This window comes from Luteimonas flava (assembly GCF_036584485.1).
In the GTDB taxonomy this organism is placed as follows: Bacteria; Pseudomonadota; Gammaproteobacteria; order Xanthomonadales; family Xanthomonadaceae; genus Luteimonas; species Luteimonas flava.
This window is the reverse complement of sequence record NZ_JAZHBM010000001.1, coordinates 1,134,720-1,155,460: the sequence shown is the minus strand read 5'-3', so window position 1 is coordinate 1,155,460 and position 20,741 is coordinate 1,134,720. Positions and strand designations below refer to the sequence as shown.

The 20,741-nt window shown below is 68.9% G+C and carries 15 protein-coding genes; 7 read left to right on the top strand and 8 right to left on the bottom strand.

The window, feature by feature from the left end:
- Positions 1-11: 11 nt before the first annotated feature.
- The 4 genes from V3391_RS05510 to V3391_RS05495 are packed head-to-tail and all read right to left on the bottom strand — an operon-like array spanning position 12 to position 3,956.
- Positions 12-1,790 (bottom strand): ABC transporter transmembrane domain-containing protein, encoded by a 1,779-nt coding sequence (locus tag V3391_RS05510; RefSeq protein WP_332077401.1) that lies wholly within the window; start codon positions 1,788-1,790, stop codon positions 12-14.
- Positions 1,790-2,380, bottom strand: coding sequence for an IMPACT family protein (locus V3391_RS05505; RefSeq protein ID WP_332077400.1), 591 nt, complete (start codon positions 2,378-2,380; stop codon positions 1,790-1,792). Before V3391_RS05505 ends, V3391_RS05510 begins: the two co-directional genes overlap by 1 nt.
- Complete coding sequence (locus V3391_RS05500; RefSeq protein WP_332077399.1) at positions 2,380-3,393, bottom strand: hypothetical protein; 1,014 nt, start codon at positions 3,391-3,393, stop codon at positions 2,380-2,382. The genes V3391_RS05505 and V3391_RS05500 overlap by 1 nt, the downstream gene beginning before the upstream one ends.
- Positions 3,390-3,956 (bottom strand): RNA polymerase sigma factor, encoded by a 567-nt coding sequence (locus V3391_RS05495; protein WP_332077714.1) that lies wholly within the window; start codon positions 3,954-3,956, stop codon positions 3,390-3,392. Before V3391_RS05495 ends, V3391_RS05500 begins: the two co-directional genes overlap by 4 nt.
- 176 nt (positions 3,957-4,132) lie before the next feature.
- Between V3391_RS05495 and V3391_RS05490 the strand changes: the two genes are divergently transcribed.
- Positions 4,133-6,985: an EAL domain-containing protein gene (locus V3391_RS05490; RefSeq protein ID WP_332077398.1), complete on the top strand. Its 2,853-nt coding sequence runs from the start codon at positions 4,133-4,135 to the stop codon at positions 6,983-6,985.
- Between the two features lie 59 nt (positions 6,986-7,044).
- Positions 7,045-7,977 carry a M14 family metallopeptidase gene (locus V3391_RS05485; protein WP_332077397.1) on the top strand — a complete coding sequence of 311 codons (933 nt, stop codon included), beginning with the start codon at positions 7,045-7,047 and terminating at the stop codon, positions 7,975-7,977.
- Positions 7,978-8,053: 76 nt separating this feature from the next.
- Here V3391_RS05485 and V3391_RS05480 read toward each other — a convergent pair whose 3' ends face one another.
- Positions 8,054-10,849: a TonB-dependent receptor gene (locus V3391_RS05480; RefSeq protein WP_332077396.1), complete on the bottom strand. Its 2,796-nt coding sequence runs from the start codon at positions 10,847-10,849 to the stop codon at positions 8,054-8,056.
- A gap of 202 nt (positions 10,850-11,051) precedes the next feature.
- Between V3391_RS05480 and V3391_RS05475 the strand changes: the two genes are divergently transcribed.
- The 3 genes from V3391_RS05475 (at position 11,052) to V3391_RS05465 (ending at position 12,980) form a co-directional block, all read left to right on the top strand.
- Positions 11,052-11,954, top strand: coding sequence for a dienelactone hydrolase family protein (locus V3391_RS05475; RefSeq protein WP_332077395.1), 903 nt, complete (start codon positions 11,052-11,054; stop codon positions 11,952-11,954).
- Positions 11,955-11,956: 2 nt separating this feature from the next.
- The gene (gene gloA2, locus V3391_RS05470; RefSeq protein WP_332077393.1) at positions 11,957-12,352 is read left to right on the top strand and encodes an SMU1112c/YaeR family gloxylase I-like metalloprotein; all 396 of its coding nucleotides are present in this window, start codon (positions 11,957-11,959) and stop codon (positions 12,350-12,352) included.
- A 64-nt stretch (positions 12,353-12,416) separates the two neighbouring features.
- Positions 12,417-12,980 (top strand): DUF6151 family protein, encoded by a 564-nt coding sequence (locus V3391_RS05465; protein WP_332077392.1) that lies wholly within the window; start codon positions 12,417-12,419, stop codon positions 12,978-12,980.
- Between the two features lies 1 nt (position 12,981).
- Here the strand turns inward: V3391_RS05465 and V3391_RS05460 are convergent, their stop codons facing one another.
- Positions 12,982-13,944, bottom strand: coding sequence for a glutathione S-transferase family protein (locus V3391_RS05460; protein WP_332077391.1), 963 nt, complete (start codon positions 13,942-13,944; stop codon positions 12,982-12,984).
- Between the two features lie 253 nt (positions 13,945-14,197).
- Between V3391_RS05460 and V3391_RS05455 the strand changes: the two genes are divergently transcribed.
- Positions 14,198-17,317: a discoidin domain-containing protein gene (locus tag V3391_RS05455; RefSeq protein ID WP_332077390.1), complete on the top strand. Its 3,120-nt coding sequence runs from the start codon at positions 14,198-14,200 to the stop codon at positions 17,315-17,317.
- An 84-nt stretch (positions 17,318-17,401) separates the two neighbouring features.
- On the top strand, positions 17,402-18,361 hold the full coding sequence (locus V3391_RS05450) for a glutaminase (RefSeq protein WP_332077389.1): 960 nt from the start codon (positions 17,402-17,404) through the stop codon (positions 18,359-18,361).
- A gap of 35 nt (positions 18,362-18,396) precedes the next feature.
- Here the strand turns inward: V3391_RS05450 and V3391_RS05445 are convergent, their stop codons facing one another.
- Together V3391_RS05445 and V3391_RS05440 are read right to left on the bottom strand one after the other, a co-directional pair.
- Positions 18,397-19,758 carry a glycoside hydrolase family 16 protein gene (locus V3391_RS05445; protein WP_332077388.1) on the bottom strand — a complete coding sequence of 454 codons (1,362 nt, stop codon included), beginning with the start codon at positions 19,756-19,758 and terminating at the stop codon, positions 18,397-18,399.
- 247 nt (positions 19,759-20,005) lie between these two features.
- The gene (locus V3391_RS05440) at positions 20,006-20,707 is read right to left on the bottom strand and encodes a pirin family protein (RefSeq protein ID WP_332077386.1); all 702 of its coding nucleotides are present in this window, start codon (positions 20,705-20,707) and stop codon (positions 20,006-20,008) included.
- Positions 20,708-20,741 lie beyond the last annotated feature (34 nt).

Genomic DNA, 20,741 nt, shown 5'->3' with positions numbered 1-20,741 from the left:
CGTGCGCGTGCTCAGTCGATGAACTGCAGCCGCGCCAGTTCCGCGTAGAGGCCGCCCTGCGCCAGCAGGTCCGCATGCGTGCCCTGGGCGACGATGCGACCGCGGTCCATGACCACGATGCGGTCGGCCTTGAGGATGGTCGCCAGCCTGTGCGCGATGACCAGCGTCGTGCGACCTTCCATCAGCCGCGCCAGTGCTTCCTGCACCGCGAACTCGCTCTGCGCATCGAGCGCGGACGTCGCTTCGTCGAGCAGCAGCACCGGTGCATCACGCAGCAGGGCGCGGGCGATCGCGATGCGCTGCTGCTGGCCGCCGGACAGACGTGCGCCGCGCTCACCCAGCTGGGCGTCGTAGCCGTCGGGCAGGTCGCGGATGAAGGCATCGGCCTCGGCCGCGCGCGCCGCCGCTTCGATGTCGGCGTCGCTGGCATCGAGCCGCCCGTAGCGGATGTTCTCGCGCGCGCTCGTGGCGAAGATCGTCGGCGACTGCGGCACCAGCGCGAGGTGATCGCGCAGCGCCGCGGGATCGAGCCCGCGGATGTCGACGCCGTCGATCGACACCGTGCCTTCCGCCGGATCGTGGAAGCGCAACAGCAGCGACAGCACCGTGCTCTTGCCGGCGCCCGACGGGCCGACCAGTGCGACGGTCTCCCCGGGTGCGACGTGCAGGCTGAAATGTTCCAGCGCCGGTGCATCCGGGCGCGACGGGTAGTTGAAACGCACGTCCTCGAAGCGCAGCGCGCCGCGGACCGGCACCGGCAACGTCACCGGCGCGTCGGGCGCGCGGATGCCGGGATGCTCGACCAGCAGTTCGCCGATCCGGCCCATGCCGCCCGCGGCGCGTTGCAGCTCGTTCCAGACTTCCGCCAGCGCGCCGACCGAGCCCGCGCCGAACAGCGCATAGAGCACGAACTGGCCCAGCGTGCCGGCGGTCATGCGGCCTTCGATGACGTCGTGCGCGCCCGACCACAGCACCACGGTCACCGCGCCGAAGATCAGCGTGATCGCCACCGCGGTGATGATCGACTGCAGACCGATGCGCCGGCGCGCGGTGGCGACCGACTGCGCAACCGCATCGCCGAAGCGTCCGCGCTCCCAGGGTTCGCGCGCGTGCGCCTGCACGGTGCGGATCGCGGTCAGCGTCTCGTTGGCGAGGGCGTTGGCATCGGCCACGCGGTCCTGGCTCTGGCGCGAGATCTTCGCCAGCTTGCGGCCGCCCAGCACCAGCGGCAGCACGAACAGCGGAATGCCGATCAGGGTGAACGCCGCGAGCCGCGGACTGGTGACCACCAGCATCGCGACGCTGCCGATCACCATCACCGTGCTGCGCAGCGCGACCGACATCGTCGAGCCGACGACCGCGCGCAGCAGTTCGGTGTCCGCGCTCAGGCGCGAGACCAGATCGCCGCTGCGGGTCTGTTCGAAAAAGGTCTGGTCGAGATCGAGCAGATGGCCGTAGAGCCGATTGCGCAGATCGGCGACGACGCGCTCGCCGAGCAGCGACACGAAGAAGAACCGCGCCGCGGTGAACACCGCCAGCGCGATCGCGACGAGCAGCAGCAACGCGAACGCGCGATCGATCTGGTCGCCGCCGGTGAAGCCGTGGTCGATCATCTGCTTGACCGCCATCGGCAGGCTCAGCGTCGCCGCCGACGACAGCGCGAGCGCGACCATCCAGGCGGCGAACAGGCCGCGCTGTCGCATCACGAACGGCCACAGGGTCTTCAGCGCACCGATGCGCGCTTTGGGTTCGCCGGCGTCAGGCGTCGTGCGGGGGGATTGGAATGCCATCAGCCATTGTCGTCGATGCGGACCCGGTCACGGGTGGCATCGCGCAGACGGGTTTTCAAGTCGTCGACGCGGTCTGCCGGCAGGTCCAGCACCACCGACACGCCGCGGGTGTCGAAGCTCTCTTCGCGTTTGACCGCGAGCGCGCCCGGCAGCGCCGCGTGCACGCTGCCGATCGCGTCGAACGGCGCGTGCAGCCGCAGCGTCGCCATCTCGACCAGCGCAACGCGGGGCGCGATGCGCAGGCACTCGGCTGCGCAGCCGCCGTACGCGCGCACCAGCCCGCCGGCGCCGAGCTTGATGCCGCCGTACCAGCGCACGACGACGACGGCGATTCGGTCGAAGCCCTGGCCATCGATCGCGGCGAGGATCGGCCGGCCGGCCGTGCCGGCCGGCTCGCCATCGTCGCTGGAGCGGTACTGGTCACCGATGCGCCAGGCCCAGCAGTTGTGGGTGGCATCGGCGACGTGCACCTGCTGCATGAAAGCGGCTGCGCCGTCGGCATCGTCGACCGGCGCCGCGTATGCGATGAAGCGGCTGTGCTTGACCTCGAGCGTGTGGTCGACCGGTCCTGCGAGTGTGTCGAGCGGCATCAGTCCAGCAACGCGCGCAGGTCCGGTGGCAGCTCGGCCTGCGGATGCCGGCGGTGGAATTCGGCCAGGCTGGCCTTGGCCTCGCCAATGCGGCCGGCATCGAGCAGTTCGCGCACCCGCGCCAGCCATGCGGCGCGGACTTCGGGTGCATCGGCCGACGCGGGCGGATCGCCGTCGTCGGGCCCGTCGTCGATCGAGTCGAGCACCATCGCCTGCGATTCCGCGCGTGTCTGGCGTGCAGCCGCAGGCGCGGGCGCTGCCGGCGCCGCGCGACGCGCCGCTGATTCAGTGAGCGCCTGCATGGGCGCGGGCGGGGGAGGCGAGGGTGGGGCCGGTGGTGGTGCGCGTGCAGGCGCAGGTGCTGGCGGTGCGGGCACCGACTGAGCGGCGGCGGGGATCGCAGCCGGTGGCGGCGGTGCGGCGGCTGGATGCATCTCCGCGCCGAACGCGGTCGGTCGCTCGGCCGGCGCCTGCACGTTTGCGGCAGAAGCCGAAGACGCGTTGTCCGCGGACTCGGCGCTCACCGTCTCCTTCCGTGTCGGTGCAGCCGCCGGCGCCGCGTCTGCGGCGGGCGCCTCAGGTGCCGGTGCGTCGGTGACGGCTTGCGCGGGCGGCGGCGCAGGTTCGGCGAGCGGCGGTGCCGGGACCTCGCGGGAACGCATCGCTTCGGGCGCTGGCGCGATGTCCGCCGCGGGTGCAGCCGCAGGCATCTCGGACGCCGCACGCATTTCGGTGTCAGGCACTGGACGCAACTGCCACGCGATGCCGACCGCCAATGCCAGCGATGCGGCGATGCCGGTAGCGAACGGCCAGCGCCGGCGACGCGGGGGCACCCGTCGATGCGCGACGGCCGTCCGCGCCTGCGCGGGTGTTGCGCCTGCGGCCTCTCGGGCAGCGCCGAGGATCGCCGCATCGAGCGCAGGCGACGGCGACGCGGCACTGCCGTCGCGTGCCAGGCGGTCGGCCAGCATGCGTTCTTCGGGCGTCAGCGGTTCGCGGTCGGGTCGTTTCATGGGTTCAGCAGCGTGCGCAGTTTGTCCATCGCGTAGCGCAGTCGCGATTTCACGGTTTCGCGGCCGACGCCGGTGATCTCGCCGATCTCCTCCAGCGTCAGTTCCTGTTCCAGCCGCAGCAGCACCACTTCGCGCTGCTCGTCCGGCAACCCTTCCAGCGCGAGTTGCAGCTGGCGACGCTGCTCGAACTCGGAGCGCTGCCGTTCGGGCGAATCGGGATCGACGATCCGCGCGGTGCGCAGGTCCGCATCCTCGGGCGGCGGCGGACGGTGCTGCGCGGCGCGCCAGTGATCGGCGAGACGATTGTGGGCAATGCGGTAGAGCCAGGTCGTGAACATCGCGTCCGGTTTCCAGTCGGCGCGCGCGGCGATCACGCGCTGCCAGATGTCCTGGAACACCTCCTCGGCCAGCGCGCCATTGCGCAGCTGGCGCACGAGAAACCGGTAGAGCTTGTCGCGATGACGACGGTAGAGCGTCTCGAACGCCGCGACATCGCCCGCGACCCATGCCTGCATCAGGGCATCGTCGCCGGGCGGCTCCTGCTGGCTGGCGATGTCGGGCATGGCCTGCAGGTTACGTGCTGCGGACGTGGCCGGGAAGACCGGACGGATCGGAAACGCGGGAGCGACGTGCGCGTGCATGGACTGTCGAACGTGCGGATGTCGCAGATGGGGTCGCGGGCACGGATCGATGTGACGATTTGGTTATGCTCGTGTCAGCCAAGGCCTGCAAAGTTCCCGTGTCCGATCGCCAGCTTCCGGAATCGCCCGCCCAGCCGTCCGCCGACGCGGCGGCGCGTGCGCGGGAGATTCTCGCCACCGCGCCCGACGGGCTGGCGCTCGCGATCGCCTGGCACTGTCCCTACGGCGGTCGCGGCGCGATCCACGCACGGGCCGCGTCCGCTGCGCTGGCGGACACCGCGCAGGACGCGCTCGACGACGATGCAAACGCGGAAGGCGCGTACGTCCTGCGCGCGACACGCGGCGGCGCACGTGTCGCGGTCGCCGTCGACGCGGCGCACGACGATGCGATGTGCGCCGCCTGGGCACGGCTGGCGGCGAACAGCCTGCTCGCCGCGCTCGATGCGCTGGCCACCGAACACATCGTCGCGACCCTGCAGCGCTCCGAACGGCTGCAACAGGCCCTGTACGAGATCGCCGACCTGGCCGGCTCGTCGCTGGAGATGGGCGAGGTGCTGGCGCGCATCCACGGCGTCGTCGGCGGCCTGATGACCGCCGAGAATTTCTACATCGTGCTCTACGACGATCTCAGCGAGACCTTGCGGTTCCTGTACTTCGTCGACGCGCTCGATCCCTGGGTCGCCGATCCCGAGCAGGAACTGCACGTCAGCGACATGCCCAACAGCCTGACCATCGCGCTGTTGCGCGAAGGCCAGCCGATGCTGGGACCGTCGGCACAGCTGCGGCGTGCCCATGGCGTCGACGACGGCGATCTGCTGCACGGCCCCGACAGCGCCGACTGGCTGGGCGTGCCGCTGCGCCGCGACGGGCGCGTGTGCGGCGCGATCGTTGTGCAGAGCTACGACCGGCCCGACCGCTACAGCCAGGACGACCGGGCGCTGCTCGAATTCGTGGCCCAGCACATCCTCACCGCGCTCGACCGCAAGCAGGCGCATGCCGAACTCGAGCGCCGCGTCGATTCGCGCACCCAGGAACTGCAGGAAGCGAACTTCGGCCTGCAGGCGCAGATCACCGAGCGCGCCCGCGCCGAGCGGCTGCAGCGGGCGCTGTACCGGATCAGCGAGCTCTCGGTCGCGGCCGGCAGCGTCGAACGCTTCTATGCCGATCTGCACGCGATCGTCGGCGAACTGCTGTACGCGCGGAATTTCTACATCGCGATGCTGAGCCAGGACGGCCAGCGTCTGGAGTTCCCGTATTCGGTCGACGAGCGCGACGTGGCGCGGCGTCCGCGCGAACGGGCCAACGGCCTGACCGAATACGTCATCGACAGCGGCGAACCGCTGCTCGCGCGGCGCGAGAGCATCGTGCTGCTGGAGGCCAGTGGCGAACTGCAGAGCCGCGGCACCCAGGCCCAGTGCTGGCTGGGTGTGCCGCTGAGTCGCGATGGCCGACCGGTCGGCGCGATCGCGGTGCAGAGCTACGACCCCGAGATCAGCTTCGCGCACAGCGACCAGGCGCTGCTGACCTTCGTCGCGCATCACATCGACAGTGCGCTGGAGCGCAAGCGTGCGCAGGAAGCGCTGAAGGCCGCACACACCGAACTCGAGTTCCGGGTCGATGCGCGCACGCGCGAGCTGGAAGAAGCCAACCGCGAACTGCGCGCGCAGATCGGCGAGCGCGTCCGGGCGCAGCAGCGGCTTGTGCACCAGGCGCGTCACGATCCTCTGACCGGGCTGCCGAACCGCGTGCAGCTGCTCGAACGTCTCAATGCCGCGCTGGCGTCGTCGGAGAGTCGGCAGGAGCCGTTCGCGGTGCTGTTCCTCGATCTCGACCGCTTCAAGCTGGTCAACGACAGCGTCGGCCACGCCGCTGGCGACGCGATGCTGGTCGAGATCGCGCAACGCATCTCGGCACTGCTCGGTCCGCAGGACATGGCCGCGCGGCTGGGCGGCGACGAGTTCGCGCTGGTGCTCGGAGGCGTCGATGACGCGGGCGTCGCGGACACGATGGCCGCTGCGCTGCTGGCGACGCTGTCGCGGCCGATGTGGGTGGCCGGTCGCGAGCTGTATCCCTCGGGCAGCATCGGCATCGCGATGTCGCATGCGGGCGCCGACGGCGATGGCCTGCTGCGCGACGCGGACGCGGCGATGTATCGGGCCAAGGCCTGCGGCCGCGACCGCAGCGAACGTTTCGACGAAGCGATGCGCGCCGAGGCGACGCGCCTGCTCGATCTCGAAGCGGATCTGCGCCGGGCGATCCTGCAGGACGCGTTCGAACCGTTCTTCCAGCCGATCGTGCGCCTGACCGACGGCGCGGTGATCGGCCACGAAGCCCTGCTGCGCTGGCGCCACGAGCTGCACGGCATCCTGCCGCCGGCCGACTTCATCGGCGTGGGCGAGGACAGCGGCCTGATCGAGCAGGTCGACTGGCTGATGTACCGCAAGGTCATCGGCATCATGGCGGGATCGAACGCGCCGGGTTACGTGTCGATCAACGTCTCGCCGCGGCATTTCCGCTCCGACGATTTCGTCGAACGCCTGCTGTTCCTGCTCGAAAGCGCGGGCGCCGATCCCGGGCGTCTGCGCATCGAGATCACCGAAGTCGCGCTGCTCGACGATGCGCCGCGGGCGCTGCGCATGCTCAGCCAGCTGCGCGAGCGCGGCGTGCTCGCGTTGCTGGACGATTTCGGCACCGGGTTCTCCGCGCTGTCCTATCTGCACCGGTTCCCGATCCAGGCGTTGAAGATCGATCAGAGCTTCGTGCAGGGCCTGGGCAGCGATCTGCATGCCGAAAGCCTGGCGCTGGTGCGCGCGATCCTTGCGCTGGCAGGCACCCTCGGCATCGACACGATCGCCGAAGGCGTGGAAACCCAGGCGCAGCGCGACATGCTCGACGAACTCGGCTGCCAGTACGGACAGGGCTATCTCTACGGACGGCCCGCGCCGGCCTGAGGTCTGCGCCGTCGACGCGGTGCTAGAGTGCCCGCGATTTTCAAGCACCGGAGCACGCCATGCAGCAGACCCCGTTCTATCCGATCGGCACCCCCGGCCAGCGCTGGGGCGATGCCGAACGCGCGGCTTGGCGGGCCCGTCAGGTGCGGCAGCGCAGCCACGCCGACGATGTCGTGACGCGGATCGATGCGCTGCGCGACCGCTTCGACGTCGAGACCTACGACACCCTCGATTACAGCGGGCGCGAAGGCGGCGGCCGGTATCCGCTGCTCGCGATCCGCAGCCGCGACTGGAATCACGATCTGCCGATCGGCGTGATCACCGGTGGCGTGCACGGCTACGAGACCAGCGGCATCGAAGGCGCACTGGATTTCGTCGAAACGGTGGCCCGGAACTACGCCGGCCGGATCAATCTGCTGGTCGTGCCCTGCGTCAGCCCCTGGGGCTACGAACACGTGCAGCGCTGGAACATCGACGCGATCGATCCGAACCGCGCGTTCCGCGCCGGCAGCCCGGCGAAAGAGTCAGCCGCGCTGGTCGCGCTGCTCACGCCGCTGCGGGGCACCGTGCTGGTGCATGTGGATCTGCACGAGACCACCGACACCGACGAATCCGAGTTCCGTCCCGCACTGGCCGCGCGTGACGGGGTGGCCTTCGAGCCGGGCGGCATCCCCGACGGCTTCTATCTGGTCGACGACAGCGAGCGCCCGCAGCCCGCGTTCCAGCAGGCGGTCATCGCCGCGGTGGAGCAGGTGACCCACATCGCGCCGGCCGATGCGGACGGCGAGATGATCGGTTCGCCCGTTGTCGCCCACGGCGTGATCGAGTACCCGCTGGAGCAGCTCGGCCTGTGCGCCGGCATCACCGGCGCGCAGTACGTGACCACGACCGAGGTCTATCCCGACAGCCCGCGCACGACGCCGACCGAATGCAATGCCGCGCAGGTGGCATCGATCGTGGCCGCACTGGATTACGCGCTGGCGCATCGCTGACCGCGCTCGTTTCGCGGAGTGAAAGAAAAGGCCACCGCAAGCGGTGGCCTTTTCCATGTTGCCTGCGCAGCCGGACTCAGAAATCCGCGCGCAGCCCTAGCGAGATGCGGCGGCCCGACAGTTCGTACATCGTCGGGAACGACGGATCCATGGTGTAGCCGGTCGTCGCCTCGTCGGTCATGTTGATGCCCTTGAGGCTCAGTTTGAGGTTGTCGGCCAGACGCAGGCCGATCGACACGTCGAGCTGGCCGTAGCCGTCGCGGTAGATCGGATACATGTTGTAGCCGATCGATTCCACGTACTCGCTCTTGTGGTTGTAGGACACGCGGGCGTCGAAGCGTTCGTTCTCGTAGTAGGCGGTGAGGTTCCAGGTCTTCTCGGCCAGGCCGGGCATCGGCGTCTGGATGCCGAGGTCGGATTCGCCGGCCAGCGAGCTGTCGAGCATCGTGTAGTTGGCGTTGATGCCGAACCCTTCCAGCGTCGGATGCAGCATCGTCAGCGGCAACTGGGCGATGAGCTCGATGCCGTCGACCTCGTAGGCGCCCGCCGCATTGACCGGCTGGTAGACGTCGAAATCGAAGATGCCGTTGAGCGTGCCGTTGGCGTTGTAGACCGGCACGTCCTCGACCACGCCGGTCAGTGCATTGATGACCACACCGTCGATCTTCTTGCGGAAGTACGACGCGGCAAGCAGACCACCATTGTCGAGATACTGCTCCAGGCCCACTTCCCACTGGTCGGCATAGGTCGGCTTCAGTGCCGGATTGCCGTCGGTGAAGCGGTAGGAACTCCAGCTCGCCGTGCGCTTGTAGGCGATGTCGGTCATCGCCGGGCGGATCAGCGTCTGCGACGCAGCGGCGCGCAGCAGCAGCCCGTCGCGCAGCTCGGCGGTGATGTTGAGGCTCGGCAGCACGTCGCTGTAGTCGCCGTCCATCGACACCGGCGTGTCGGTGTATCCGGTGCTGCCGTCCGGGTTCTGCACCGGGTGATAGCCGAACGACGTCACCGAGGTATCGACCCAGCGCACGCCGGCGTTGATGTCGACCGGTACGCGACCGAGGTCGAAGGCGAAATCCGTCATCGCATACAGCGCCGTCGCCTGTTCGTCGACGCGGTAGTACTGGGCGTCGTCGAACGGGGTGGAGAAGCCTGCGTAGCGGAAGGTGTCGCGCGCGTAATCGTTGCCGACCATCTGCCAGTCGAGATCGCGCGCGGTGTAGGCGCCGCCGGGCACGATGTCGCCGATCGGCTGCAGCCGGCTGTCGGCCAGCGTGCGCGTGTTGACCCAGCTGTTGTTGCCGGCCGACGGACCGCCGATCTTGGCTTCGCCGTACTGGCGTTCCTTGGACTTGTCGGTGTGGCGCGCGCCGAAGCGGATGCTGCGCAGCGCCGGCAGGAACGCGAGATCCAGCGTCTTGCCCACGTTGACCTGCGCGGCGTACTTGTCGTCGCTGATGTGCTCGAGCGTCGTCTCGTAGGCTTCGAACAGGTAGCGCTCGGGCGAGTCGTACATGTCGAAGCCGTTCGACGATGCGCTGGGAATCGTCTCGCCGGCGCGATCGGTCCAGCGTGTGCGCGAGGGCGCATAGGCCACGTGCTTGAGGTTGGCGTAGTCGAGGGTCTTCTTCGCGCCCGAGTAGCCGAGCAGGGCGTCGATGGTCCAGCTCTCACCGCGCCAGTCCAGCGCCGCGCTGTACTGGCGGAAGTCGGTTTCGTTGCGGCGTTCCTTGCTCAGGAACTCGTGCTGCGTGGCGGTGTAGGACACGTCGCGCAGCACCAGGATGCCGTGCTCGGCCAGTGTGGTGTCGTCGTAGGCGTGGATGGTCTCGAGCGTGCTGCGGCTCGAGGCGGAGTACGCGGCGGCGTCGTACTCGTCTTCGGTCGCGTCGTAGCCGCCGACCAGCGCGTCGAAGCTCAGGCTGAAATCATTGCTCGGCTTGAACTGCAGCGACGCGGTCGCGCCCCACTTGTCCTGTTCGTTGAGGAACACCCGGTCGCCGACCTTGTCCTGGAACACGATCAGATTCGATTCGGCGGTGTTGGCGCGGTTGCCGATCTGGCGACCGGTATCACGTTCGATCACGGCTTCGGCCTGCGACCCGCGCACGCCCGACGCGCCGAGGAAGCGCGACATCGGACGGAAGTTGATGCCCGACGTGCCGTCGGTGCGGTTGGTACGCTTGGCCTTGGAAAACGACACCAGCGCGCCCCAGTCGCCCCAGGTGTCGGACGCGAGGAAAGACACCTTCGGATCGGTCTCTTCCGAGATCGAGTTGTGTGCGCCTTCGACCGAGCCGACCAGCTGGCGCGTGCTGTAGTCGAACGGGCGCGCGGTGGAGATCTTCACCGTGCCGGCGATGCCGCCTTCCTCGTCCGCCGCGGTCGGCGACTTCTGCACGGTGACCTGCTGGATGATCTCCGACGCGAAGATGTCGAATTCGACTTCGCGACCGCCGCTGCCCGAGGCCGTGGCGAGATCGTTGATCGACACATGCGTGTAGTCGGACGGCAGGCCGCGCACGTTGACGCGCGAGCCCAGACCCTTGTTGCGTTCGATGGTGACGCCGGGCATGCGCTGCAGCGCCTCGGCGAGATTCTGTTCGGGGAAATCGGCGACGTCGGTGGCAACGATCGAATCGGAGAAGCCCACGTTGTCGCGCTTCAGATCGACGGCCTGTTCGAGGCTGCGACTGTAGCTGCCGGTGACCGAGACGGCGTCCAGTGCCTGGATGTCGTCGGCCGCCGGCGCGTCCTGCGCGAGGGCGAGCGTCGGCATGGCGACCATGCCGCCGACGAGAAGGAAGTGGATGCTGCGGCTCAGGCAGCGCGGGCGCGGCCCGGACGCGCGGCGCGCCGGGTGGTAGGACTTCATGCCAGGTATTCCCCTTGAGACGGATGGACGAGCGCGCCGTGCGCTTGCACGCGACGCGATGGGCCGACGTGCGACCGGGGCCGGAGGCTAACGACGATGTATTGAAGTTTTGTTGCGGTGCAACGCGGCGTTGCGGACGGTGCACGCCGCACGTCACGTGTGGCGATTACCATCGAGTTCCGATCCGCCGCAGGAGCCCGTCATGGCCACACCGCCGAAACAGACCGCACGCGATTTCGATCCCGACGTCCTCGCGTTGTTCGACGACTACGTGCACGGCGCGATCGACCGCCGCGGCTTCCTGACGCGCGCGGGCCGTATCGCCGGCGCCGCGGGCGCGGTGGGGCTGCTGGCCGCCCTGAGCCCGCAGTTCGCGAGCGCGCAGCAGATCGCGCCGGACGATGCGCGCCTGCAGGCGCGGCACGTGGAATTCGATTCGCCCAAGGGCAATGGCCGCGGCCGCGGCTATCTCGCGCAGCCGGCCGGGGCGAGCAGTCCGTTGCCGCTGGTGCTGGTGGTGCACGAGAACCGCGGCCTCAATCCGCATATCGAGGATGTCGCGCGGCGCATCGCGCTCGAGGGCTACATCGCGTTCGCGCCGGACGCGCTGTTTCCCAAGGGCGGCTATCCCGGCGAGGAAGACGCCGCGCGCGCCCTGTTCGCGACGCTGGACCAGGACGCGGCGCGGCAGGATTTCGTCGCCGCTGCGGGTTGGTTGCAGGCGATCGAGGGCGGCAACGGTCATCTCGGTGTCGTCGGCTTCTGCTACGGCGGTGGCATGGCCAACTGGCTGGCGACGCAGCTGCCGACGCTGCGCGCCGCGGTGCCGTTCTACGGACCGGCCGCGCCGCTGGAGGACGTGCCGAAGATCACCGCGGAACTGCTGGTGGTGCTGGCGTCCAACGACGCGCGCGTCAATGCGCAATGGCCGGACTACGAAGCCGCATTGAAGGCGGCCGGCAAGACGTTCGCGCTGTACCAGCCGGCCGATACCGAACACGGCTTCAACAACGACACCACGCCGCGCTACGACGAAGCGGCCGCCAGAGAGGCGTGGTCGAAGATGCTGGCGCTGTTCGCACGCACGCTGAAAGTGCCGGCCTGACGATGCTGCGCGGTATCCACCATGTCGCAGTGATCTGCGACGACTACGCGGTGTCGAAAGCGTTCTACGTCGAAACGCTGGGCCTGCGCGTGCTGGGCGAGCATTACCGCGAGGAGCGGCAGTCCTGGAAGCTCGATCTTGCGCTGCCCGACGGCGGGCAGGTCGAGCTGTTCTCGTTCCCGGATGCACCGGCGCGACCGTCGTGGCCGGAAGCGCGCGGCCTGCGCCATCTCGCCTTCGCCGTCGATGACATCGACGCGGCCTGCGCACGCCTGACCGCGCGTGGCGTCGTGCTGGAACCGGTGCGCGTCGATCCGTATACCGGCCAGCGCTTCGTGTTCTTCGCCGATCCCGACGGCCTGCCGCTGGAACTCTACGAAGTCGCCGCGGCCGGCTGAGCGTTCACATGGCCCGTCGCGACGCGGGCGCAGCATCCGGGCGTCGAATCCCCGGGAGACGGTCATGCACGTCGAACTGCGATGCCGCTGCGGACAGTTGCGCGGCGAAGTGGACAACGCCCACCCCTACGGACATGCGCGCTGCTACTGCCGCGATTGCCGCGCCTATGCACGCTTTCTGGGCGCCGACGACGTTCTCGATGCGCAGGGCGGCACGGCGATCGTCGCCGTGCCACCGGACGCGATCCGGTTCACCACGGGAGATGCGCGACTGGCCTGTCTGTCGCTGTCGGACAGGGGTCTGCTGCGCTGGTACGCCGGCTGCTGCAAGGCGCCGATCGCCAACACGGCGCGCGATGCGCGGATTGCCTATGTCGGTGTGATCGCCGACGCACTGGAACCGCAGGATCGGGATGCAGCATTCGGCCCGCCGCGCTTCGTACTCAACCAGGCGTCGGCCGAAGGGCAGGTGCCAGGCACGCCCCTCGCGACCGCGATCGGCGGCGGTCGCATCTTCCTGCGCCTGCTCGCGGCGAGACTGCGCGGCCTGCGCAACCGGGCCTTCTTCGATGTCGACGGTGCGCCCTTGCGCACACCGCAGGTCGTCGACGCACCGCGCGGCGCCTGATTCAGAACGGCGCCGGAAACGCGGGTTCGGGACCCACCGGCACGATGCCGGTCGGATTGATCTGGCGATGGCTCTGGTAGTAGTGGCGACGGATGTGGTCGAAGTTCACCGTCGGCGCGACCGCCGGCTCGGCGTAGAGCCGCTGCGTGTACGCCGACAGCACCGGGTAGTCCTCGAGCTGCCGCAGATTGCACTTGAAGTGCCCGTGGTAGACCGCGTCGAAGCGGAGCAGGGTGGTGAACAGACGCCAGTCGGCTTCGGTCTGCACGTCGCCGCACAGCCAGGTCCGGCCGGACAGATGCGATTCCAGCCAGTCGAGCGTCTCGAACACGCCGCGCACGGCCTCGTCGTAGGCGGACTGGCTGGTCGCGAAGCCCGCCTTGTACACGCCGTTGTTGAGGCCGTCGTAGATGCGGTCGTTGAGCGCGTCGATCTCGCCGAGCAGCGCTGCCGGCGCGTAATCGCCAGGCGTCGCGCCGACGCCGTCGAACGCGCTGTTGAACATGCGGATGATGTCGGCCGATTCGTTGCTGACGATGGTCTCGCGCTGCGTGTCCCACAGCACCGGCACGGTCACGCGTCCGGTGTAGCGGGGATCGGCGCGCACGTAGAGTTGCCAGACGGTCTCGGCGCCGTAGAGCGGATCAGGAATCACGCCGGGGCCGGTGGCGAAGGTCCAGCCGTCGTCGGCCATCAGCCAGTGCGTGACCGACAACCCGATCATCGTCTGCAGGCCCTTGAGTTCGCGGAACAGCGTTGCGCGATGCGCCCAGGGGCAGGCCCGCGCCACGTAGAGGTGATAGCGGCCGGGCTCGGCGGCGAATCCACCTTCGCCGGTCGGACCGGGTGCGCCGTCCGGCGTGATCCAGTTGCGGAACGCCGAGTCGGGCCGTTGCAACGTGCCGTCTTCGCTGACGAGCTTGTCGTCGTCGGATTCCCAGCGGCCTTCGATCAGCATGCCCATGCGGTCAATGTCCTGTGCGGTTGCGGCGCGGTACGCGCGGGGGCCAAGCGTCGCCGATGCCGGGTCAAGACCACGTACCCGGAGGCGTGTTCAGTCGTGCAGACCGCACATTCGGAAGACGCGTGCACCGGAATCCCGGCTGCGGCAGGCCGTCGCCCGGCTCGACTGAAAACGGTTACGCTCCCGATCGCGACGGCCCTCGTGCCGGCGTCGCGACCCTGGGGAGGGCGTGCGACAACAGGACGGGTGCGCGATGCGGAATCGGGTGCGGTGGCTGGGTGGTGTGGTGTGTGCGCTGGTCGGCGCGTCGGCGCTCGCGCAGGATGGCCTGCCGCCGCGCGCGGCGTGGACGGCGACGAGTTCGTCGGCGCAGGTGCAGGCCGAGGCGATCGGTCATCTGATCGACGGTGATCCGGCCACGAAGACCGGCGGCGCGTTCAGCGCCGGGCACTGGTTCCAGGTCGATCTGGGACGCGCGGCCGATATCGGTGGCGTGCGTATCCGTTGGGATCTCGCCAATCCCGAAGGCTTCGTGCTGCAGGCGGCCGAGCGCGACGGCGAATGGCGCGATGTGCACGTGCAGGCGGATTCGCTCGGCGGCGTGGAGACGCTGTTCTTTGCGCCGGTGCGTGCGCGCTGGCTGCGGCTGGCGGCGCTGCCGAAGACCTCGGACTGGGGCGTGTCGATCTTCGAGTTCGAACCGTTGCCGGTCGCCGAGGCGCCGCGTATCGAAGGCCTGGACGATCCGGACAACGCACGCGTGTGGCGCAAAGACAAGTCGCCGGTGCCGGTCGAGATGGACGGCGATTCGGGACGCATTGCGCTGTCGTTCGCATCGCCGCAGCCCACTGCCGGGTTGCGCGTCGAATGGGCCGGCACGCGCAGCGGCGCGACGCTGGAGGCACGCGACGCCGCGGGCGATTGGCAGGTCGTGGCGCGCGATCCGTTCCCCGGCGACGGCGGCATGTCGACACTGGCGAGTCCGGTCGCGCTGGACGCGCGCGAACTGCGCGTGCGCGTGTCCGCCGGGGTTGGTACGCTGCCGGCCGTCACGCGCCTGCGGCTGCTCGGGCCGGGCGAAGTGATGACGCCGATGCGCGCCTATCAGGCGGCCGCGGCGCGCGGCACCGCGGCGCTGTTTCCGCCCTCGCTGCGCATGCAGCAGACCTACTGGACGGTCGTCGGCGTGCACGGCGGCCTGCAGAAATCGATCTTCGACGAGTGGGGCAATCTCGAAGCCTGGAAGGGCGCGCCGCTGGTGCAGGCGATCTGGCGCGATGCGCGCGGCGCGGCCAGCGCGGCAACCGGGACGCCGGCGCACACGTTGCGCGAACGCTGGATGCCGATGCCGGCCGTCGACTGGACCGCGACACCGGACATCGCCGTGCGCAGCGAGACCTTCACCGCGACGCTCGACGGTCAGCCGGTCACCTTGCTGCGGCATCGCGTGACCAATCGCGGCGCGACCGCGATCGACGGCACGCTGTCGCTGCTGGTGCGACCGATGCAGATGAATCCGCCATGGCAGAACGGCGGGCTGTCGCCGATCCGCGAGATCGCGATCGCTGCCGATCCACTCGGCACCGCGGTCCGCGTCAACGACCGCACGTTGCTGACGTCGCTGACCCCGCCGACGCACCAGGGCGCGGCACAGTTCGGCGAAGACGGCGCGAGCGAACTCACGCCGCATGCCGCGGCCGGCACTGCGCCGGATGCGCAGGCCGCGCACGACGATGCGGGCCTCGCCGCATCGCTGCTCGGCTACCGCATGCGGCTCGCGCCCGGCGCCAGCGAATCGGTCGTTGTCGCGTTTCCGCTCGGCATCACGCGCACGGACCGCAACCACGGCCCGCTGCCCGAAGCGCCGGCGCTGGTGCCGGCCTCGCTGCGGGTCGCCGCGACGCCCGACGCGAGTTTCGATGCGCTGGCCGCAGATGTCGCCGACGACTGGCGCGCACGCTTCGGCGACGTGCACATCGCATTGCCCGATGCCGACATGGTCGATGCGCTGCGCACGCAGGCGGCCTACATGCTGATCAACCGCACCGGTCAGGCGATGCAGCCGGGCCCGCGCAACTACGACCGCTCCTTCATCCGCGATGGCGCGGCGACTGCTGCGGTGCTGCTGCGCATGGGACAGGCCGATGTGGCCCGCGATTTCCTGCGCTGGTACACCGATCACGCGGTGCGCGAGTCCGGTCTGGTCTCGCCGATCATCAACGACGACGGCACGTTGTTCACCGGCTTCGGTTCCGACATCGAGTTCGACGCGCAAGGCCAGTACATCGCGCTGGTGGCCGATGTCGCGCGGCTCGACGGCGGGCCGGAGACCGTCCGCGACTACCTGCCGCAGGTGACGTCCGCGATGCGGTTCCTGCAGACACTGCGCGAGCGCACGCTGGTGCCGGGCTACATGGCGGATGCGCCAGCGCCCGAGCGCTTCCGCGGCATCATCGCGCCGTCGATCAGCCATGAAGGCTATTCGAGCCCGACGCACAGCTACTGGGACGACTACTGGGCGCTCAAGGGTTGGCACGATGGCGCCTGGCTCGCCGAGCAGCTTGGCGATGCGGAGACCGCTGCCTGGGCGCGCGCGCAATACGACGCGCTGCGGACCGACGTCGCCGCATCGATCCGCGCGACGATGGCCTGGAGCGGCCAGGACACCGTGCCCGCGGCGGCCGATCTCGGTGGCAACGACCCCACCAGCGTCTCGATCGCGCTCGACCCGACCGGGCAGCAGGATCTGTTGCCTGCCGATGCGCTGCGCAACACCTTCGACCGCTATCTCGCCGACTTCCGCCGCAATGGCGCGCCCGATGCGCTGTACGCGTACTCGCCCTACGAACTGCGCAACGTGCTGACCTTCGTCCATCTGGACCAGCCCGATGCCGCATGGGAGATGCTCTCGCGCATGCTCGCCGACCGGCGCCCGCAGCCCTGGCACGTCTGGGGCGAGGTCGTGCATTCGCGGCTGCGCTTCCCGCGCTATCTCGGCGACATGCCGCACACCTGGATCGGCGCCGAATACGCGCGTGCGGTGTTCGGCATGCTGATGCGCGAGGAAGACACCGTGCTGCAGCTGCTGCCCGGCACGCCGACCGACTGGCTGGCGGGCGAGGGCCTGCGACTCGATGCGCTGCCGACGGCCTACGGACCGTTGACCCTGCACGCGCGCGGCGATGCCACGCGCCTCGATGTCGCGCTCGGCGACGGATTGCGTGCGGGCAGCACCGTGCATCTCGCATGGCCGCAGCGCACGCGGCCGCAGCGGGTGCGCGTCGACGGGGTGGAGACGCGCGACTACGACGCGCAGGGCATTACCCTGCCCACATCGTTCCGCACACTCGAAGCGGACTGGTCCACGAACTGAGGCCGTGCTGGCGTGACCGGATGGTCACGCCTTCGACGCCATGCTGCGGAGCCGGCACATCCGCCGTTCCCCAGCCGAGGCGTCATGCGCAGTCCCCCGCAGAATCCGCACGATCTGAGCCGCCACGATCTGCAGGACATCCTGAAGACGATCCACGCGGAGGTCCGCGAACGCTTCGACGCGCAGAAGGGCAAGGTCGCCGATTACATTCCCGCGCTGGCGTCCGTGCCGCGCGACACCTTCGGCATGGCGGTCGCGACGCTCGACGGCGACGTCTATACGGTGGGCGAGGCGCATGCGCCGTTCTCGATCCAGAGCATCTCCAAGGTGCACACGCTGACCCTGGCGCTCGACAAGGCCGGCGACGATCTGTGGAAGCGGGTGGGGCGCGAGCCCTCTGGCGATCCGTTCAACTCTCTGATCCAGCTGGAGCACGAGGCCGGCATTCCGCGCAATCCCTTCATCAATGCCGGTGCGATCGTCGTCGCCGACGTCATCCTCTCGCACTACGACGACCCGGAAGCCGCGCTGCTGCAGTTCATGCGCGAGCGCACCGGCAATCCGGACATCGGACGCGACGACGAGATCTGGGAATCGGAGCGCAAGAGCGGCTATCGCAACGTGGCGCTGGCCAACTTCATCCGCAGCTTCGGCAACATCAAGAACGACGTGCAGGCGGTGCTGGATTTCTACTACTTCCAGTGCGCGTTGAAGATCAACTGCATCGACCTCGCACGCAGCCTGCAGTTCCTGTCCGACCGCGGCAAATGCCCGTCATCGGGCGCGCAGGTCACCAGTATCGAGCGCGCCAAGCGCATCAATGCGGTGATGATGACCTGCGGCACCTACGACGCTGCCGGCGAGTTCGCGTTCCACGTCGGCCTGCCGGCCAAGAGCGGCGTCGGTGGCGGCATCGTCGCGGTGGTGCCGCACGTGCTGAACCTGTGCGTCTGGTCGCCGGCGCTCGACGAGAAGGGCAACTCGCTGCTCGGCGGCTACGCGCTGCACCGCTTCACGCGCATGACCGGCTTGTCGGTGTTCTGAAGCCGGGCGCGGCGTGCCACGCCCGGCCTGCGTGATCACGGACTCTGGTAGTAGACGTTGTCGATGACCAGTTCGACGTCCTGCGCCGGCGGATCGGCGACGACCATGAACATCTGTTTCACCGCGTGCAGGTCGAGATCGTAGAAGGCACTGAAGGGGATCGTGACCTGGTGCCACTGCCCGTCGCGCACCAGGCCGTAGTTCGGCCCACCGGCGGTGAAATCGACCCAGCTGTCACCGAACGAGGTGTTGATGCCGATCTTGAACGTCGATGGCGTGGTCGTGCGCATGTGGAACTTCAGCGCACCGCCAGCATAGGCACTCATGTTGCGGTAGTCGGTCAGGATGCCGAGACCGAACCACTGCCCGGCGCTCGCGCGAAACGCCATCGCTTCGTTGCCTTCGAACGGCGCGGCGCTGATCGGGGCGAGGTTGTTCCAGACGAACAGATCGGCGTCGCTGCCGAAATCCAGTGCGCCAGCCAGCCCACCTTGTTCGGAGTAGACCCCGAAGCGCCCGGCCGGCACCGCGCTGTCGCCGCCGAGCTGCAGTTCGCTGTCGGGATGGTCCTGGTAGAGGCGGATCCAGTCGACGAGCATCCGGCCGGGCAGCGGCGCGGTGACGCCGTTCGGGTTTGAAATGCCGGTGTAGGTGCCGCCGACCGCGAGATTGAGCAGCAGGAAATGCGGCGCGTGGAACTCGTGCAGCGAGGCGCCTTCGATGTCGGAGATCGCCATCTCGAAGTACTGCAGACCGTCGACCGTGACGCGGATGAAGTCCGGATCCCAGGTCATGCGGTAGGTGCGGTAGTCGTCGTGCAGGTTGCCCGGGAAATCCGCGAAATCGCCATGGCTGGCGTGGCCGCCGCCGTAGTTCCAGTGCACCGCGCCACCGACGCGGCGATTGGCCATGCCGGCCGCGATGCCGTCGACGTGACCGATCTCCATGATGTCGATCTCGCCGCGGTCGGGCCACACACCGATGGCGCCGAGCATCCAGTACGCGGGCCACAGGCCGTTGCCGGCTTCGGGCGTCTTGATGCGTGCCTCGAGCGTGCCGTACTTGAAGTGCACGCGGCCTTCGGTCTTCAGGCGCGCCGACGTGAAAGGGCTGCCTTCGAAGGTTTCGCGACGCGCCTCGATGACGAGATTGCCGTTCTCGACGCGCGCGTTCTCCGGGCGGCTGGTGTAGTACTGCAACTCGTTGTTGCCCCAGCCGCAGATGCCGATCTGGCAGCCGGTGCCGACGTCGAAGGTCCAGGTGTTGCCGTCGATCGAAGTGCCGTTGAAGTTCTCCTCCCAGACCGGCGTCTGCGCCTGCACGGCGGCGGGCAGGGCGAGCGCGGCGAAGCCGAGGCAGGCGGCGATGGGAAGGGCGATGCAGGATGTGCGATCCATGTGGGCTCCTTGCGTGATGGTGTTGGGCCCACCCCCTGCGCTGGACCGGCATCGACGCTGCCGCCGACTGACAACGCTGTCAAAAGCGCCTCCACCTCGATGTGCCGATCGGGGCACGGGGTCACGGAATTGCGTTCGGATCCCGTGAAACGTCGCGCATACACACGCCGCCGATGCTGCGTGTGCAGCATCGGTGGGCGAGTGCGAAGCGCTTTCAGCGAAGCGCGATGAAGGCGGATGGACGCGATTACCGCGCCGTGTCGACCAGCACCAGTTCCGCGTCTTCCAGCGCAGTCACGCGGATCACCGCCTCGTCGCGGATCGCCGCGCCATCGCGTGCATCGATGCGGGTGCCGTTGATCTCGACTGCGCCCGAGGCCGGCACCAGATAGCCGAGACGGCCATCGGCGAACGCGTACTCGGCGGTGTCGCCGGCCTTGAGCGTGGCACCGAGTACGCGGGCCGCGGCGCGGATCGGCAGCGCATCGTCGTCGCCCTCGAAACCGCTGGCGAGCGCGATGAAATCACCGCTGCGCCCGTCCTTCGGGAACGGCTTGGTGCCCCAGGCCGGCGCGCCACCGGGCGCATCGGGAATGATCCAGATCTGGAAGATCCGGGTCTGCTCGCCTTCCATGTTGTACTCGGCGTGCTGGATGCCCGTGCCCGCGCTCATCACCTGCACGTCGCCAGCGGTGGTCCGGCCGGCGTTGCCGAGATTGTCCTTGTGGCTGATCGCACCTTCGCGGACGTAGGTGATGATCTCCATGTCGGAATGCGAATGCGGCGGAAAGCCGGTACGCGGTGCGATCAGATCGTCGTTCCAGACCCGCAACGCGCCCCAGCCCATGCGCGCCGGCTCGTGATAGCTGGCGAACGAGAAGTGGTGGTGCGCGTCCAGCCAGCCGTGGTTGGCGGCGCCGAGGGTGTCGAAGGGGCGGCGTTCGATCATGTCGTTCTCCAGTGGATGTCGGGAATGGCGCCAC